Origin of the sequence: Tritonibacter scottomollicae (assembly GCF_032924845.1) — a bacterium.
Lineage (GTDB): Bacteria > Pseudomonadota > Alphaproteobacteria > Rhodobacterales > Rhodobacteraceae > Epibacterium > Epibacterium scottomollicae.
Map to the genome: position 1 here is coordinate 240,310 of NZ_CP136704.1, position 16,441 is coordinate 256,750.

Genomic DNA, 16,441 nt, shown 5'->3' on the forward strand with positions numbered 1-16,441 from the left:
TCACGGATCTGGACGGGGGCTGACATCAAGACGCTCCATGCCCCGAAGTCCTAAAAAACGCGGGCCCCGCCAGAGGTCCGCGTTTTGTCATTTTACACCAGAAGGTCGGGCGATCAGAATTCCACCACAGCCCGGATGGACTTGCCTTCGTGCATCAGCTCGAAGCCTTCGTTGATCTGGTCCAGCGTCAGCTTGTGCGTGATCATCGGGTCGATCTCGATCTTGCCGTCCATGTACCAATCCACGATCTTCGGCACGTCTGTGCGACCGGCTGCGCCGCCAAAGGCGGTGCCGCGCCAGGACCGGCCGGTGACCAGCTGGAACGGACGGGTGGAGATCTCGGCTCCGGCAGGGGCGACGCCGATGATGATGCTCTCACCCCAGCCCTTGTGCGCGGCCTCCAGCGCGGTGCGCATCACGTTGACGTTGCCTGTGGCGTCGAAGGTGTAGTCGGCACCGCCGCCGGTCAGCTCGACCAGATGCGCCACCAGATCGCCGCTCACCTCGGAGGGGTTCACAAAATCGGTCATGCCGAATTTCTCTGCCATCTCGACTTTGCCGGGGTTGAGGTCGACGCCGACAATCTGATCCGCACCGGCCAGGCGCAGGCCCTGGATCACGTTGAGGCCGATGCCACCAAGGCCGAACACGATGGCGGTGGAGCCGATTTCCACCTTGGCGGTGTTGATGACTGCACCAATGCCTGTGGTGACGCCGCAACCGATGTAGCAGACCTTGTCAAAGGGCGCGTCATTCCGGATTTTCGCCAGCGCGATTTCCGGCACCACAGTGTGGTTGGCGAAGGTCGAGCAGCCCATGTAGTGGTGGATCGGCGTGCCGTCCTCCAGCGAGAAGCGGGTGGTGCCGTCGGGCAAGAGACCCTGACCTTGGGTAGAGCGGATCGCCTGACACAGGTTGGTCTTGGGGTTGAGACAGTAGTCACACTCGCGGCATTCGGGGGTGTAGAGCGGGATCACGTGGTCGCCGGGCTTCAGGCTTTTGACACCTTCGCCCACTTCGACCACCACACCGGCGCCCTCATGGCCGAGGATCGCCGGGAAGATGCCTTCGGGGTCATCGCCGGAGCGGGTGAATTCATCCGTGTGGCACAGGCCGGTGGCCTTGATCTCCACCAGAACCTCGCCCGCCTTGGGGCCTTCGAGGTTCACATCCATGATTTCGAGCGGTTTGCCGGGGGCGAGGGCAACTGCGGCGCGGGTTTTGATCATCACTTTGTCCTTCTTTTCAGACTTTTCAGACCGTTACGCCTGTATGGCGAGGCCCGCAAGGGCAGGCGGTTCGCAAAGGGTATCGGCGCGGGGACCGCAAGAGCGGCCGTGTTCTTCGGGGCCATCGGGACCAGCACATGCCATCTCAGGGGTACATCACGCCACGGGGCGCGCGCAACTGCCGAAAGCCCGTGCCGCAGATCGAAAGGCGTCTCCTCCGTCTATAGCGGTGACATGAGGGCGGGAAGGCGCTCAAAACCGACAGAAGTGTTCTTTCCTGCGTCACTGCGCAGGGCTTTGCTCAAGTTTCCGTGGATTGGCTTGAGATTGCCGCCCGTCAGGTCCATCTTGTGACAAACCAGCAGCCCTCTTTCGGAGCGGCGGGACGGGACTTTGGGAGGCGGAAAGACATGAATATCGGCGATGTTGCGGCCAGGTCGGGACTTCCGGCCAAGACGATCCGCTACTACGAGGACATCGGCTTGATCCGCCCCAACCGCAGCGCCAATGGCTACCGCTGTTTCGAAGAGCGCGACCTGCACAAGCTGGCCTTTCTCGGCCGTGCGCGGGCATTGGGGTTCTCGATCGAAGATTGTCGGATGCTTCTGGGGCTCTATGAGGACGACAGCCGCGCCAGCGCGGATGTGAAGCAGCTTGCGCAGGCGCATCTGACCAAGATCGAAGCGAAGATCGCCGATCTGGAAGCGATGCGCGCCACGCTGAGCGAGCTGATCACCTGCTGTGCGGGGGACAACCGTCCCGACTGCCCGATTCTGAAGGATCTTTCCGGCAGCTGCGAAGACGCGGGCTGACACGTCTTGCCCGCTGTTCGGCACATCGCGACCGTTTGAGATTGCGGAGGGGAGGCTCCGCCCGTTGAAGACGCGCGTCGCGCGCATCTCCGCCCGTTGGGCCGGGCGCCGCGCCCATAGGGGCGTGGCGCGGTCGCGCAATGTCGATGGCTTTGGTGGCTTCGCTGCGGGCAGGATCAGAGTTGCGCGGGCCAGATCGGGTTTGACCAGGCCCGTTTGCCCGCCGCGTCAATGACTGTCACGCGCAGCCAGGGGCTGTGAGTCATTCGGCCAAGCGCGATGGTGGCATCGGTCAGGCTGTCTCCGGTGACCACGTCAGACGCGTTATTATGCGCTTGTACGATCACCTGCGATGCGGCGGAACAGGACACGCGCACGCGATCCCCTTCATACCAAATGCCGTGGATCTCCGGTCCTTGCGAGGAGTAGAACTGTCCGGATTTAAGCGCAGTCAGAAGATCACCCGGTGTGTTGGCCTTTGCCTTGACCATCACCCAACCGCCAAAGGCGTCCGGCCCCTTGAAGTGGGAGTCATCGGTTGCGATCAGCGTGAGTGCGCGCCCCTCGGACAGCAGCAGGTCCAGGATCGGCATGCCGGTGCCGCGATCCGCAAGGGTGTGGGAGCCATGGTTGTAGACCTCCACCGCATGCGCGGCCGAGATGCTGCGTGCATCCTCTTCGGTCAGGCCTGACCACTGCGGGTGGGCAATGGCGACAAATGCTCCCGCCTGGCGAGCCCGTTCGGCGATTTCCGGTCCACTTTCCTGATCTGCAACCGGGCGGAAGTCGGGGGAGTTGGAGGGGGCGAAATCTGCGGGCACGCCAACGGCGAGCAGATGCCACAATTCGCCGTTTTTTTGCGCTCCGGAGTGCATCTCGATCCCCAGGAGCGTGGTGAAATCATCGTCGCGAAAGGCGCTTGTATCGGTGATCGGATAGCCCCATCGCCCGACGAAGTGGTCGGTGAGCGAGATGAAGTCATAGCCTTGTGCCTTGTATCGCCGGCAGACCTCGGCGGGGGGCAGGGCGCCGTCCGACATGTCTGAATGCGTGTGCAGGTTGCCACGGAAGAAGGAACCGGGGGCATCAAAGGGTGCTAGGAGCATGATTGGGCTCATTTGATAGGAACAATGTTCGGCTGCCCTAGCGTGGTTCTGCAACAGCCGTGTGACCGTGCGTCCGCAGGACAGCGGCGCGTTCTATGTCGCAGGGAAGGGGGCTGGTCGTTGAGGGGCCTCTGGCGCTTGGACGCCGAGAGCAGAGGGTGGTGCAGTCTTGAGGTGGCAGGCTCGTATTCAGGTGCTGTTGGCGGCGGCAAGGCGGTTGAGGGACAGGGACGCTCAATTCCATCTGCACAGCCGCAATATCCGGCCCGCGATTAATTTCTCTGTCGGAGTGGACCGTGGAACTGGGGGCGGTGTAGTTGGATTGCAATATCTCTGAATTAGAGTGGCGATAATATAGGTTTTCAGAGGGTTGCCCCGATCATCTTTGGATCAATTAACATCGACAGAGGCGTAGGGCGCGTCAATGCTGTGGTGCTCGCAAGAGCCAATTCCTCATTGTTTGCGGGGTCTTGGGGCTGTGCTGCAATATACCGCCTTGGTTGTGCGTCATGCGGTCGCCCCAGTGCTTGTGCACAAAAGCCGCCATGTGATTTGCCGTGCGGCGGTCATCGAGGAGCGATTCTGTCATTGCTTTGGTCTTGGCTATGGGGAACGACACCAAAATCCTGCGCCAACGCGTACGTCTTGAGCATCAATGCAATGATCTGCTGCGCTATCCTGGTTTGGCGCTTCGGCGCATTGGCGGGCCTGAGGCTACTCATGTTAGTATTGGTTAATTTGGCGCGTTTGTTCGCGTAGGAAGCTTAAACTGTCATTAGCATGTCGAATGACATGTTTTGCAAGCACTTAACGCCCAATGTTAATTTTTTGAGTATTGCAAGGTTTGAATTTTAAAAACTACCTATGGTTGCTTTTGATTGTTTTGTTAACATTCAAAATGCATCATTAATCATTCCTTAATGCGTTGAAGTTGCTTGGGTTTGTTTGTTGGATTTTTTTGTTTGTTGATTCCGCGTTTTGCTGCTTTAATGGTGGGAGTGAAGTTGTTGCCACAAGATTTTTTTTGCGTTTTTGAGGTGGTGGCATGGTTAACTTGTATGGTGAGGGTATTCGATGGATTTAGTGTTGAAGGTGCGTCAGTACGGAGCATTTGGTGTTTATAAACCTGATGGCGAGCCTATTCAGCTGGGCGCGAAGCATCAGGCGCTGCTGGCGCTTTTGATTACCGCCGAGGAAGGGGTGCGGACCCGAGCCTTCCTTGAACACACCCTGTGGAGTTTTGCCCAGCCGGAGCAGGCCAAGGCAAGTTTGCGCACTGCCTTATCGACCTTGCGAAAGCATATCGGCCCCTCGGCGTCATCTGCATTGATGGCAAACAGAGAGCGCGTCACCTTGGATCTCCGTATGATCGAAATCGAGGCGGACACCACGCGCGGCGCATTCATGGAAGGCTTCGAGCTGCCGCATGAACATGTGTTTGCCGAATGGCTCTCGGAAATGCGTTCGCAAACCGCCAGTGCCGCGCCGGCACCGCTTGATCCGCCCTGGGCGCCGAGGGATCGTAGCCGCGTGGTTCTGGATGAGTTGTTGCCCTCGATCGCTGTGTTGCCCTTTGTTCAGCGCTCGCCCGGTGGGTCAACCGCGCCGCTTGGTGCAATCCTGTCTGAGGAGTTGTCGAGACAACTGTCGCGGAGCCAAGCCTTCTCTGTAACGTCTTACATGGCATCGCGGCAATTCAGCCTCGATGATGTGCGACCGGCCGAAGTGTCCTCCGTTGCGGGGGTGAGTTATCTGGTGTCCGGGTCGGTATTTATCAACGGACATGATTTTATTGCCCAGATTGACCTGCATGACTCGCATCGGGAAAAGGTGATCTGGTCGCGTGAGTTTCGCGGCACGCTCTCCGATCTTTTGATGGGGCAGAGCGGCCCGCTGCGCGACGCCACCAGCCAGATCGGACAAACCGTTGTGGGCGAGGCCGTGCGCCTGGTCAGCTTCCGCCCGCTCTCCAATCTGGCAAATCACACGCTGCTGATGGCGTCGATCGTGATGATGCAGAGCAAACATGTCGATCAGTTTGAGAAGTCCAACGAAATCCTCGATACGCTGATGGAGCGTGAAATGCACCATCCTGTGGTGCTGACCTGGGCCGGGATCTGGCAGGTCATGCGCGTGCAGAAGGGGCTGTCCGCGGATCGTAGGAAAAGGACGTTGATGGCGGAAAACCTTGCCAACGCCGCCCTGGCGCAAGATCCGGCATTTTCCCTTGCACATACGTTGAAGGGGATGATCTCCAGCTACCTGACGTTCGAGTTCGACAGCGCGCAGTATTCTTACGACAAGGCGTTGCAGGACAATCCAAATGAGGCGCTGGCGCTCTTGCTGAAAGGGGCGACGCGGGCGATGCAAAACCATCCCGACGAGGGCATGCGCCTCACCGAGGCGGCGCGCAAGCTGACTCCACTGGGGCCGCAGCGCTACTACTTTAACTCGCTGGCCGCCTCGGTGAGCCTGGCTGCGCGGGACTACGATCGGGCGATCGAGTTGGCGGATCAGTCTCTGCAGGAAAATGACAGTTATCCCTCGACGTTGCGCACGAAGGCCATTGCGCTGCAGATGTCGGGGCGGGGCGACGAAGCCCGCGATGTTGTCGAGTCTCTGATGCGGGTGACCCCGGATTTCAGTCTGTCCCGTTACATGCAGGAACACGCCGCCGCCTTTACGCCGTCTGGGCCGGATTGGGCCAGCGCGTTGCGCGAGGCGGGTGTACCGGAGTAGTTCAGTCTCGGGTGGATGCCAGAACCAGCCACTGCAATTTGGGGGGAGCCTACGGGCTCTCTTTCTTATGTGCGGAGCGCTCTCGGGCGCAGTGAGGTTCGGGTCGTTTGCCCTCGGATAGTACGCTGTTTTATTTCAGAAATTTGATGAAATTTCGCGCGTCGGGACTTTTTTGTGAAAAACCACTTGCAGCCCTCCGAAACTCTCATTAGAAGGCCCCACACAGACAGTGTTGGGATGTAGCCAAGTGGTAAGGCAACTGTTTTTGGTACAGTGTACCGTAGGTTCGAATCCTACCATCCCAGCCACCAACTCCTGAACATCGCAGCAAGACCGTTGCCGAGACCCGGTGACCGGAATACCCCCGTTTAGTGCCCCAGCTGGTTTGAGCACCCCCGAAGCACCCGCTATAACGTTATACGGGTGGCGTGGGTTGCCCCTCCCGAGATGCGGGAGAGGCGGGTTAGCTGTTTTTCGGTCGGGATTTGGGCATGGCCTCAGGCTATAGCAGCCTCCAGTCCACCCCGTTCGCCCGCCGCTCCAGTTCATCTCTGAAGTTATCTCCTCGGTCTCCTATGTCTAAATGCCGAGGCTGTTGATTGTCACTGAGAACTGACCCGGTAGCCCCATAAATTGTCACTGAGAATTGACCGATGTGAACACACTTCCCCGACGGTTTTGGTTGGGGGGATTTGGAGTGATCGACATGGGATTTTTGAGTGTCATCAGACGCTGGGCATTGCGTGACAAAATGCCGATACGCGAGATCGCCCGGCGGACGGGTTTGTTTCGGAATACTATCAAGAAGTATCTGCGCGAAGGCGCGGTTGAGCCGAAGTTCAAGACGCCCAAGCGTCCAAGCAAATTGGACCCATATACGGATCGGTTGTCCGCTTGGCTTTTGATCCAGACGCGGAAGTCACGCAAAGAGCGGCGGACAGTGAAGCAAATGCATGCTGATCTGGTAAAGCTGGGATATGATGGCTCCTATGAGCGCGTCGCGGCTTTTGCCCGGGCATGGCGTGACGATCGCCATCGAGCGGAACAGACAACGGGGCGCGGCACCTACGTGCCTTTGGTGTTCCAGCCCGGTGAAGCCTTCCAGTTCGATTGGAGCGAGGATTGGGCCACTATCGGCGGCGAGCCCGTCAAGCTTCAGGTTGCCCATATCAAGCTATCGCATAGCCGGGCGTTTCTGGTCCGGGCATACCCGCTTCAAACGCACGAGATGCTGTTTGATGCGCACTGGCATGCATTCCGTGTTTTTGGTGGGGTGCCTGGCCGGGGATCTACGACAATATGAAGACGGCCGTAGACCGCGTTGGCAAAGGCAAACAGCGCGATATCAATGCGCGCTTCAAAGCTATGGCCAGCCACTATGTCTTTGAGCCTGAGTTTTGCAATCCCGCTGCGGGTTGGGAGAAAGGCCAGGTCGAGAAGAACGTGCAAGATGCGCGCAACCGTATGTGGCAGGTCATGCCGGTCTTTGCCGATTTGGAAGAACTGAACCAGTGGCTCGAAGATCGCTGCATCGCGCTTTGGGATGAGACACCACACAAGGCCCTACCAGGGTCCATCGCTGATGCGTGGGAGGCTGAGAAGCCGGTGCTGATGGCGCTGCCGCCCGCCTTTGATGGCTTCATCGAACACAGCAAGCGCGTGTCACCCACATGCCTGATCACATTCGAACGCAACCGCTACAGTGTGCCCGCCAGCTTTGCGAACCGCCGTGTCATTTTGCATGTCTATCCCGAACGGTTGGTCGTGGTCGCTGAAGGGCAAACGGTTTGCAAGCATGCGCGGATCATCGAGCGGTCTCATCGCAAGCCCGGCAAAGTCATCTATGACTGGCGCCACTATCTCGCTGTTATCCAACGCTACCTACCACACGAAGGTCGCCCGCTTCCCCGCATACAAGGACCTGACGGGCTTCGATTTTGCATCAAGTGAGATCAACGAAGCGACAGTGCGCCAGCTACACCGATGCGAGTTTATCGAAGCGGCCGAAAATGTCGTTTTGATCGGCGGCCCCGGAACGGGCAAGAGCCACACAGCCACGGCAATCGGCGTCCAAGCCATCGAACATCACCGGCGTAAGGTGCGCTTCTTCTAGACCGTGGAATTGGTCAACGCGCTGGAGCAGGAGAAGGCGCTCGGAAAGGCAGGCAAACTCGCTGAGATGCTGACGAAGGTCGACTTGGTCATCTTGGACGAACTCGGCTACCTGCCGTTCAGTTCATCTGGCGGGGCGCTGCTCTTCCATCTGCTCAGCAAGCTCTACGAGCGCACCAGCGTCATCATCACCACAAACCTCAGCTTCTCAGAATGGGCGCAGGTCTTCGGGGATGCAAAAATGACAACCGCGCTCCTCGATAGGCTGACACACCGCTGCCACATCCTCGAAACCGGAAACGATAGCTACCGCTTCAAGGCCAGCGCTGAGGCTGCAACGAAAAAACGAAAGGAGGCCAAAACATTGACCGCGTCATAAACCACGATGCATAACTGAGGGTGGGTCAAATCTCGGTGAAAATACCGGGTCAGTTCTCAGTGACAATCAAAAACGTTGCAGGCCGACACGTGATGCGGGGGGCGTTTTGTGCTGGGATTTGCGGCCGTATGCGAGGTTCCACTCGCGCGGCTCTGCACAGGGCTCAATGTGTCTCATTCGCCACATCTGATTGTGTTGGGACAATTTAGGGCTACGCGCGGGCTGAACCGGCATGCTAGCAACACAATGTGTTCAAGCCAAGGTAGAAGGAGGCACGACGTGACCATTGTACGCATACAGTTGCGCCTCATCGCCGGACGGATCGCTGGCTCATTTGCTGGCGCCCTCGCGCGGGGCCCACAGACACTCTGCTAACGCAGGTGCTGTTCGATATTCGGCTTGCTTGAGCTGAACGCAATTTCCACTTCATGACAGACCGCATGTCTCACGCCAACTTGGCCGTGTTTGATGCCCATTCTTCTGCAACCATGGTCGCGATTTCGCGCCTTTGATTGCGATGGCCTGGCTGTATCCGCTGTGTTTCGGCGCATTCGGGGACGGGGTCTGTCCAACCATCAACTTATTGATCAAAGGACCGCCCGTATTGGGTGGAATACAACATGACACCGATTGGACCTGACTTGATGTCCCCGAACCCAAGTGCCAGCCCGGCGCTTGCCCGCCTCGTTGTAGAGGAGCATTTCCGGTCTCTCAGCCTGATGCGCCGGATGGGGTTGGCCTTGCGGCTGGTCGCGCTGCGTCGCGCGCCGCCGGCCGGTACGCTGGGGGCGGGCCTGAGCGACCATATCCGCAACGATATCGGCTTGCCCAGTGGATATGAGCGCGTCGAGCCGCCGCACTGGTATCCACCCCCTCTTTACTGAGCGCACCCCTGCCGGGCATCACGGTGTCTGGCAGGGGACACAATGTGGTGCAGAGATAGTGACCCCGCCGCATGCGTCTTTACCTTGACGTAATGGGGCGAGGCTGTTGTCTGGCCCTGTCCGTTTGGGACATCGAAAGGATCCCGCAGATGCGGCTGTTTGCCCTTACATGCCTTGTCATGATCGCCTTTGCCGCAAATTCCATCCTGGGTCGCTGGGCGATCGGGTCGGAGTATATGGATGCAACCGGGTTTGGATTGCTGCGTCTGGCATCCGGAGCGGCGGCGCTGTGGCTGATGTGCGCGGTGCAAGGCCAGCGCCCGGCCGAGGATCGCTGGCGCTCGATTGCGGGCGGCGCAGCCCTTACACTCTATATGATTGGCTTTTCCGTGGCATATGCCGCCTTGGATGCAGGGCTTGGGGCGCTGATCCTGTTCGGCGTGGTGCAGGTGTCGATGTTCGGTTGGGGGATTGCGCGACGCCAGCCTGTGGCGGGCCTGCAGATCATCGGCGCCGTGATCGCACTTGCGGGGCTGGCCTATGTGGTCTGGCCCGGCGGTGACGTGCGGGCGCCGCTCTGGGCAGTTGTCTGCATGGGGGCCGGGGGGCTTGGCTGGGGGATCTACAGCCTGCTGGGCCGGGGCGCGTCGTCGCCATTGGCAGCCAGTGCGGTGAATTTTTTGCTGGCGACGGGAATGATCCTGCCGGCCCTGTGGTTTCTCGGCGGCGGCACTGTGGTCACGGCATTCGGATGCCTTCTGGCGGTGATCTCAGGTGCGGTGACCTCCGGGATGGGCTATGCGCTATGGTACCGGGTGCTGCCCCAGATTCCGGGTCCGGTGGCCGCCACGGTCCAGCTGAGCGTGCCGGTCATCGCCATTCTGGCAGGCGCGGTAATTCTGGGAGAGCCCATAGGCGCGCGGTTGACCCTTGGCGCGCTTGTCGTGCTGGGGGGCATCGCGGTGGTGACCCTCTGTGCTCCGCGCAAGAGCCCCCTGCGCTGAACAGACTGAGGGCTTCCACGAAGCCGGTGCAGGGCTTATGTGCTGATCTATGCTTCGTATACATTTCATCCTGATCTTGATCCTCTCGGCACTCTCTGCCCGCGCGCAGGAGGCGGAGACGCAAAAGGGCTGCGTCATCCTCCTGCATGGTCTGGCGCGCACGGAAACCTCCTTTTTGCTTATGGAGGAAGCGCTGAGCCAGCGTGGCTATGAGGTGGTGCGCCCAGGCTACCCCTCGACCGAGCACACGGTGGAGCGGCTGGCGGATGCGCTATTGCCGCGCGCCTTTGACGCCTGCACCCAGACCCCCGTACATCTTGTGACCCACTCCATGGGCGGCATTCTTGTGCGCCACTGGCTGTCGCACACGCGCCCCGTCACATTGGGGCGCGTGGTCATGCTCGCGCCGCCAAACCAGGGCAGCGAACTGGTGGACGAAATGGGAGATTGGGCGGTTTTTGATCTGCTGCACGGACCGGCGGGGCAGGAACTCGGCACCGGGCCTGACAGCCTGCCCAGACGTCTGCCGCCAGTCGACTACCCGGTGGGTGTGATTGCCGGCAATCAGTCCCTGAACCCGGTGTTCTCGAGCATTCTTCCGGGCGATGACGATGGCAAGGTGTCTGTCGCCAGTACGCGGGTGGAGGGGATGGCATCCCAGTTGATCCTGCCGGTGACGCATACCTACATGATGAACAATCCGCGTGTGATCGCGCAGGTGGTGCAGTTCCTGGAGACGGGTCGCTTTGAGCCTTCGCTTGGGTGGCTTGATGGGGTATTGGGCCGGGACTGGGATGGTGGTCTGAACGGAGTGGACTAGGACATGGGGACGGATGGAACGGTGGCGCTGCGGCTGGTGGGCGCAGACGTGTTGCATGACACCGGGCTGGAGCGCCGCGGTGTCTTGAGCCTCGCCGAGGGGCTGGTGCAGGACATATCGGACGCGCGCGAGGTCGATCTCACAGGCTATCGCATTCTGCCCGGCATCATCGATCTGCACGGCGACGGGTTCGAGCGCCATGTCGCCCCGCGCCGGGGCGCGATGAAGCAGATGGGCGAGGGGATCCGCGCCACCGAAGCGGAGCTGGCAGCCAATGGCATCACCACCGGCGTGCTGGCGCAGTTTTTCTCCTGGGAGGGCGGGCTGCGTGGCCCGGACTTTGCCGCGCAGGTTTTTGCCGGCCTCGCCGAGGTGGCCGATCAGCTGGTCACCGACCTGATCCCGCAGCTGCGATTTGAAATCCACCAACTCGATGCCTACTCCGACCTTCCGGCGCGCATCGCCGACTGGGGTGTGCCTTACGTGGTGTTCAACGATCACCTGCCGCATGATCGACTGGCCGAGGGCAAGAAGCCGCCACGGCTGACCGGGCAGGCGCTGAAAGCCGGGCGGAACCCGGAAAAACACTTTGAAATGCTGCTTGAGCTACACGCCCGCCGCGCCGAGGTGCCCGCTGCGCTGGATGCGCTCTGTGACACTCTGCGTGCGCAGGGGGTGCGCCTCGGCAGTCATGACGATCAGACAGAGGCAGATCGTGGTTGCTGGCGGGCGCGTGGCGCAAGGATCTCGGAGTTTCCCGAAACGGCAGAAGCGGCCGAGGCCGCGCGTACCTCAGGCGATCACATCATTCTCGGCGCGCCAAATGTGGTGCGCGGTGGCAGCCACAAGGGCAATGCGTCGGCGATCGAGTTGATCGCCATGGGGCTCTGTGACGCGCTGGCCTCCGACTACCACTATCCCAGCCCGCGGCGTGCGGCGTTGATGCTCGCAAAAACCGGTGTGTTGGCCCTGGAACAGGCATGGGCGTTGCTGGCAAGCGGACCTGCCCATGTGCTCGGACTTTCGGATCGCGGCGTGCTCTCGGCTGGAAAGCGTGCGGACCTAGTGATCCTGAATGAGGCCGATCAGGTCGCGGCCACCCTGTCTGGCGGTCGTGTCAGCTATATGAGCGGCGCCATCGCGGCCCGTTTCCTCGGCTGAGGTGAGCCGGGGTTTGCTTCATCTTTTCTGAAATACCTCGGGGGTTTGGGGGCAGAGCCCCCATTCCTGCCACACCGCTTTCGCCTGCGGCGGGCGGGGGAGCGCCGCGCGTCAGGCCCGATGGGCCCTCCTTGCGGCGCGGTCATCCGGGCCTTGGGCCCGAATGACACATGTGGCGCGGGTGTCAGTAACCTTCGCGACCTTCGGTATGGTTGACGCGATTGAAATGACCCATCTTTCGGCCCGGCTTGACCTCGGCCTTGCCATAGAGATGGAGCGCGCAATCTGGATCGCGGGCGAGGTCGGCGATGCGTTCCACATCCTCACCGATCAGGTTCTCCATCACGACATCCGCATAGCGCGCGCCATTGCCGATGGTCCACCCGGTGATGGCGCGGATGTGCTGCTCGAACTGGTCTATCGTGCAGCCTTCCTGGGTCCAGTGGCCGGAGTTATGCACCCGCGGTGCGATTTCATTCACCACCAGCCCGTGACCTGTCACAAAAATCTCCACGCCCAGCACGCCGACATAATCCAGTGCGTTCAGGATCTTGCCCGCCATCAACACCGCATCCATGCTCTGGTTGGTGTTGAGGTTTGCAGGCACCGTGGTGGTGCTCAGAACGCCCTCCAAGTGCACATTCTCGCCCGGGTCATAACAGGCCACCTTGCCATTGAGGCTGCGCGCGGCGATCACTGAGACCTCATGGCTGAACGGCACGAACCCTTCCAGCACCGCCGGGGCACCCTGCATGGCGGCCAGCGCCGCAGGGGCTTCGCTCAGGTCGATGATGCGCATCTGGCCCTTGCCGTCATAGCCGAAGCGGCGGGTCTTCAGGATCGACGGCGTGCCGACCTGCTCCAGTGCCACCTCCAAATCGGCGGCATCATTCACTTCGGCAAAGGGCGCGGTGGCCAGCCCGAGATCCTGCAGGAAGGTCTTTTCTGTCAGCCGGTCCTGCGAGACTCGCAGCGCCTCGCGGTTCGGTCGGATGGGTTTCAGCGCCTCTAGGATGTCGAGGGCAGAGGTGGGAATGTTCTCAAACTCGTAGGTGATCACATCGACGGTCTCGGCAAAGGCGCGCAGGGCGGCCTCGTCCTCGTAGCCGGCGGTGGTCACCTTGTCCGCCACATGGCCTGCGGGCGGATTGGCAGAGGGCTCAAAGATATGGGTGGTGAAGCCAAGGCGGGAGGCCGCAACCGACAGCATGCGGCCCAGCTGGCCGCCGCCGAGAATGCCGATTACGGCGCCGGGTTCGAGGATTTGGTCGAGATCAGTCATCGGTAGGCTCCTCGGGAATGGAAGCGGCAAGGGCGTCGCGCCAGGCATCGAGCCGGGCGGCAAGGGCGGCATCGCCGGTGGCGAGTATTCCGGCGGCCATCAGGCCCGCATTGGCGGCCCCGGCAGCGCCGATCGCCATGGTTGCCACTGGAAAGCCCTTGGGCATCTGCACAATGGAATAGAGGCTGTCGACACCAGAGAGCGCGCGCGTCTGCACTGGCACGCCAACCACCGGCACACGGGTCTTGGAGGCCATCATGCCCGGCAAATGCGCAGCGCCGCCGGCGCCGGCGATGATCACATGCAGCCCGCGGTCAGCGGCGGTCTTGCCGTAGTCCCACAGCCGGTCCGGCGTGCGGTGAGCGGAGACGATGCGTGTCTCATAGGCCACGCCCAGCTCGTCCAGGATGTTGGCTGCTTCCTTCATCGTGGGCCAGTCGGACTGGCTCCCCATGATGATCCCTACTTTGATGTCGGCCATGTCTCGCCTCTACAGTGGAAGGAGCGCGCACCTTAGCGAAATCACCTGAAATGGCAATGCGCTGCGGCAGCTGATTTGCTGCATCTGCAAGATGGGCGTCGCAGGGGCGCCGGGGCGGGCACTGAGAGGGGGCATCCTTGCATCGAACCGCAGCCGGCAGCCTTGAGGGGTGCGCGCTGACCTGATGCATGAAATCTGCGTACCCCAACCTGATGCGACGCAGAGATCGCGGTATGTTGATCTTGCAGCAAGTATGGGCGTAAGCCGTCGCTTGCGGGGCATGCCGCGCAGAAGACGAAGGGACCCAGCCATGATCCTCAATGCCGCCATTGTGTTGGTCAGCGCGCTTGTCGGGGCTGTCCTGATGCTGCCCAGGGTCGCAGGGGCGCGGATCTGGCGGGCGACGGTGACCCCGCTGGCGTCGATCATCGGCAGCGGGTTCCTGGTACTGGGACCGATCCTCGACACGCACTTCGGCATCTGGGCTCCGGCCGTCATGGCCGCACTCTGCGGGGTGGCTTATGCCTATGGCGCTGCCGTGCGCTACAATATCGCATGGCTCGACGGGACGGGAATACGCGACCAGCTGGATCTGCGGCTGGAACAGCTCGGCTCGCTGGCTCTGGCTTTTGCCTACTTCGTCTCGGTCGCCTACTACCTGAACCTTCTCGGCGCATTTGCCGTCAGCCTCACGGATCTGGGGCCGGAGCAGGGCCGGGTGGTCACCTCTGGCGTGTTCCTGCTGATCCTGCTTGTGGGCTGGACGCGGGGCTTCGGCGCGCTGGAGCGTCTGGAGGAGGTCTCGGTTGGCGTGAAGCTGGCCATTATCGCCGGGCTTCTGTTCGCGCTGGGTTGGCGTTTTGTCACGCAGGCGACGACAGGTGCGTTGGTCCTGCACATGCCCGACATCGTGGGATGGCAGGCGGTCACGCTGGTCTTTGGCCTGCTGGTCACGGTGCAGGGGTTCGAGATCTCGCGCTACATGGGCGCGGAGTATGACGCGGGCACGCGTATCCGGTCGATGCGCTACGCCCAATGGCTCTCATCGGCGATCTACATGCTCTATATCCTGTTTCTGACCTTTCTCTATCTGCCGGGGCAGGGCGAGCTGAGCGAGACATCGATCATTGCCTTTACCGCGTTGGTGGCCCCGATCTTGCCGATTCTGTTGATCGCGGCGGCCCTGAGCGCGCAATTCTCTGCTGCCGTGGCTGATACCGGGGGGGCGGGCGGATTGGTCGCAGAAGTCAGCGGCGGTCGGGTTCCAGCCCGCGCGGTCTATGCGCTGCTGGCCGGGGCAGGGCTGACGATGACATGGGGCATGAGCGTGTTTGAAATCATCACATACGCCTCGCGGGCCTTTGCCTTCTACTACGCGCTGCAGTCGATGCTGGCAGCCCGCCGCGCCTATGCGGCGGACGATGGGCGGCGGGTGGCCCTGTTCGCTGCGTTGTCGGCGCTGGGCATAGCGATCATGGTGTTTGGTGCGAGCGTGGAATAGGCGCGCGCTATCGGCAGGTCATTCGGGATAAGCCGCCGGGCAGTTCTGTCAGTGACACGGCCTGTGGTGTGCCGGGACCTGGCGTCGGGACTTGGCCTCAGGCGATGATATCCGGCAGAAGACGGTCTTCGATCAGCGAGATCTTGTCCTTCAGCACCAGCTTCTGCTTCTTGAGGCGGCGGATGGTCAGCGGATCAGCTGTTGGTTTCTCCTCGAGCGCCTGAATGGCCTCATCGAGGTCTCTGTGCTCCCTGCGAAAGACTTCAAGCTCCACCCGGAGGACGTCTTCGGTTGCCATCGACAGATTGGACCGCTCGTTCATTTGCGACTCTTGTTAAGGACAGTGAAACAATAACCACATTAGGCTCTCTGTGATCGCAGTGCTAGGGGCGACTGCGCATGGAAAGACGAACCTAGGACTTGTGAAACGGCAGATACATCCCATATCCTATAACATATCGGTTGCCATATTGGGACCGGAAGAAAACGTCGCTTTCGAATTAAGGACGAAAATACAGTGTCGAAACTTACCTTGGGTTCATACCCGCATATGCTGGGCTTCGAGCAGCTGGAACGCCTGCTGGAGCGTTCTGCCAAATCCGGCAATGAAGGCTATCCCCCTTATAATATCGAACAAACTTCGGACGACTCCTACCGGATCACCTTGGCGGTGGCCGGTTTCGCCGAAGCTGATCTGGCGATCACGGTCGAGGATCGGCAGTTGGTGATTCGAGGGCGTCAGAGTGATGATTCCGATGGGCGGATCTTCTTGCACCGGGGCATCGCCGCCCGCCAGTTCCAGCGCATGTTCGTGCTGGCCGATGGTGTAGAGGTGGGCGAGGCCGTGATGGAAAACGGCCTGCTTCATGTGGACTTGACCCGATCACGACCCGAGACAGTTGTACAAACGATCAATATCAAAAAGGGGTAA

At 60.7% G+C, this 16,441-nt stretch carries 13 protein-coding genes, 1 tRNA gene and 2 pseudogenes; 11 read left to right on the forward strand and 5 right to left on the reverse strand.

Annotation, left to right across the window (positions count from 1 at the left end):
- Positions 1-113: 113 nt before the first annotated feature.
- Positions 114-1,229: an S-(hydroxymethyl)glutathione dehydrogenase/class III alcohol dehydrogenase gene (locus R1T40_RS01790; RefSeq protein ID WP_317385666.1), complete on the reverse strand. Its 1,116-nt coding sequence runs from the start codon at positions 1,227-1,229 to the stop codon at positions 114-116.
- Positions 1,230-1,639: 410 nt separating this feature from the next.
- Here R1T40_RS01790 and cueR point away from each other — a divergent pair, with 410 nt between their 5' ends.
- Positions 1,640-2,041, forward strand: a complete 402-nt coding sequence (gene cueR, locus R1T40_RS01795) for a Cu(I)-responsive transcriptional regulator (protein WP_317385667.1) — start codon at positions 1,640-1,642, stop codon at positions 2,039-2,041.
- A 176-nt stretch (positions 2,042-2,217) separates the two neighbouring features.
- On the opposite strand, the gene R1T40_RS01800 is transcribed toward cueR, so the two are convergent.
- Positions 2,218-3,147, reverse strand: coding sequence for a PHP domain-containing protein (locus R1T40_RS01800; protein WP_317385668.1), 930 nt, complete (start codon positions 3,145-3,147; stop codon positions 2,218-2,220).
- Between the two features lie 1,074 nt (positions 3,148-4,221).
- Here R1T40_RS01800 and R1T40_RS01805 point away from each other — a divergent pair.
- The 8 genes and pseudogenes from R1T40_RS01805 (at position 4,222) to R1T40_RS01840 (ending at position 12,246) form a co-directional block, all read left to right on the forward strand.
- Entirely contained in the window at positions 4,222-5,886 is a 1,665-nt protein-coding gene (locus tag R1T40_RS01805; protein ID WP_317385669.1) for a tetratricopeptide repeat protein, read from the forward strand.
- A gap of 233 nt (positions 5,887-6,119) precedes the next feature.
- Positions 6,120-6,194: transfer RNA gene (locus R1T40_RS01810), tRNA-Gln, on the forward strand.
- Between the two features lie 398 nt (positions 6,195-6,592).
- Positions 6,593-7,821: pseudogene (istA, locus tag R1T40_RS01815) on the forward strand (IS21 family transposase); the annotation flags it as partial.
- Positions 7,769-8,377, forward strand: a pseudogene (gene istB, locus R1T40_RS01820) (IS21-like element helper ATPase IstB); the annotation flags it as partial. The pseudogenes istA and istB, both read left to right, overlap by 53 nt.
- A 620-nt stretch (positions 8,378-8,997) precedes the next feature.
- Positions 8,998-9,261: a hypothetical protein gene (locus R1T40_RS01825; protein ID WP_317385670.1), complete on the forward strand. Its 264-nt coding sequence runs from the start codon at positions 8,998-9,000 to the stop codon at positions 9,259-9,261.
- Between the two features lie 149 nt (positions 9,262-9,410).
- Positions 9,411-10,265, forward strand: a complete 855-nt coding sequence (locus R1T40_RS01830; RefSeq protein WP_317385671.1) for a DMT family transporter — start codon at positions 9,411-9,413, stop codon at positions 10,263-10,265.
- A gap of 49 nt (positions 10,266-10,314) precedes the next feature.
- Complete coding sequence (locus R1T40_RS01835; RefSeq protein ID WP_317385672.1) at positions 10,315-11,085, forward strand: alpha/beta fold hydrolase; 771 nt, start codon at positions 10,315-10,317, stop codon at positions 11,083-11,085.
- A gap of 3 nt (positions 11,086-11,088) precedes the next feature.
- Complete coding sequence (locus tag R1T40_RS01840; RefSeq protein WP_317385673.1) at positions 11,089-12,246, forward strand: alpha-D-ribose 1-methylphosphonate 5-triphosphate diphosphatase; 1,158 nt, start codon at positions 11,089-11,091, stop codon at positions 12,244-12,246.
- Between the two features lie 184 nt (positions 12,247-12,430).
- Here the strand turns inward: R1T40_RS01840 and R1T40_RS01845 are convergent, their stop codons facing one another.
- Together R1T40_RS01845 and purE are read right to left on the reverse strand one after the other, a co-directional pair.
- Entirely contained in the window at positions 12,431-13,528 is a 1,098-nt protein-coding gene (locus R1T40_RS01845; RefSeq protein ID WP_317385674.1) for a 5-(carboxyamino)imidazole ribonucleotide synthase, read from the reverse strand.
- Complete coding sequence (gene purE, locus R1T40_RS01850; protein WP_106163204.1) at positions 13,521-14,009, reverse strand: 5-(carboxyamino)imidazole ribonucleotide mutase; 489 nt, start codon at positions 14,007-14,009, stop codon at positions 13,521-13,523. Before purE ends, R1T40_RS01845 begins: the two co-directional genes overlap by 8 nt.
- Before the next feature lie 310 nt (positions 14,010-14,319).
- Here purE and R1T40_RS01855 point away from each other — a divergent pair, with 310 nt between their 5' ends.
- Positions 14,320-15,510, forward strand: a complete 1,191-nt coding sequence (locus R1T40_RS01855; RefSeq protein ID WP_317385675.1) for a hypothetical protein — start codon at positions 14,320-14,322, stop codon at positions 15,508-15,510.
- Between the two features lie 97 nt (positions 15,511-15,607).
- Here R1T40_RS01855 and R1T40_RS01860 read toward each other — a convergent pair whose 3' ends face one another.
- Positions 15,608-15,832, reverse strand: a complete 225-nt coding sequence (locus R1T40_RS01860) for a YdcH family protein (protein WP_106163205.1) — start codon at positions 15,830-15,832, stop codon at positions 15,608-15,610.
- 195 nt (positions 15,833-16,027) lie between these two features.
- Between R1T40_RS01860 and R1T40_RS01865 the strand changes: the two genes are divergently transcribed.
- The gene (locus R1T40_RS01865) at positions 16,028-16,441 is read left to right on the forward strand and encodes an Hsp20 family protein (protein WP_207796902.1); all 414 of its coding nucleotides are present in this window, start codon (positions 16,028-16,030) and stop codon (positions 16,439-16,441) included.

Excerpts from the sequence above, each read along its gene's own strand:
- R1T40_RS01790 (WP_317385666.1), bottom strand. The coding sequence starts at position 1,229 with ATGATCAAAACCCGCGCCGCAGTTGCCCTCGCCCCCGGCAAACCGCTC.
- cueR (WP_317385667.1), top strand. The coding sequence starts at position 1,640 with ATGAATATCGGCGATGTTGCGGCCAGGTCGGGACTTCCGGCCAAGACG.
- R1T40_RS01800 (WP_317385668.1), bottom strand. The coding sequence starts at position 3,147 with ATGCTCCTAGCACCCTTTGATGCCCCCGGTTCCTTCTTCCGTGGCAAC.
- R1T40_RS01805 (WP_317385669.1), top strand. The coding sequence starts at position 4,222 with ATGGATTTAGTGTTGAAGGTGCGTCAGTACGGAGCATTTGGTGTTTAT.
- R1T40_RS01825 (WP_317385670.1), top strand. The coding sequence starts at position 8,998 with ATGACACCGATTGGACCTGACTTGATGTCCCCGAACCCAAGTGCCAGC.
- R1T40_RS01830 (WP_317385671.1), top strand. The coding sequence starts at position 9,411 with ATGCGGCTGTTTGCCCTTACATGCCTTGTCATGATCGCCTTTGCCGCA.
- R1T40_RS01835 (WP_317385672.1), top strand. The coding sequence starts at position 10,315 with ATGCTTCGTATACATTTCATCCTGATCTTGATCCTCTCGGCACTCTCT.
- R1T40_RS01840 (WP_317385673.1), top strand. The coding sequence starts at position 11,089 with ATGGGGACGGATGGAACGGTGGCGCTGCGGCTGGTGGGCGCAGACGTG.
- R1T40_RS01845 (WP_317385674.1), bottom strand. The coding sequence starts at position 13,528 with ATGACTGATCTCGACCAAATCCTCGAACCCGGCGCCGTAATCGGCATT.
- purE (WP_106163204.1), bottom strand. The coding sequence starts at position 14,009 with ATGGCCGACATCAAAGTAGGGATCATCATGGGGAGCCAGTCCGACTGG.
- R1T40_RS01855 (WP_317385675.1), top strand. The coding sequence starts at position 14,320 with ATGATCCTCAATGCCGCCATTGTGTTGGTCAGCGCGCTTGTCGGGGCT.
- R1T40_RS01860 (WP_106163205.1), bottom strand. The coding sequence starts at position 15,832 with ATGAACGAGCGGTCCAATCTGTCGATGGCAACCGAAGACGTCCTCCGG.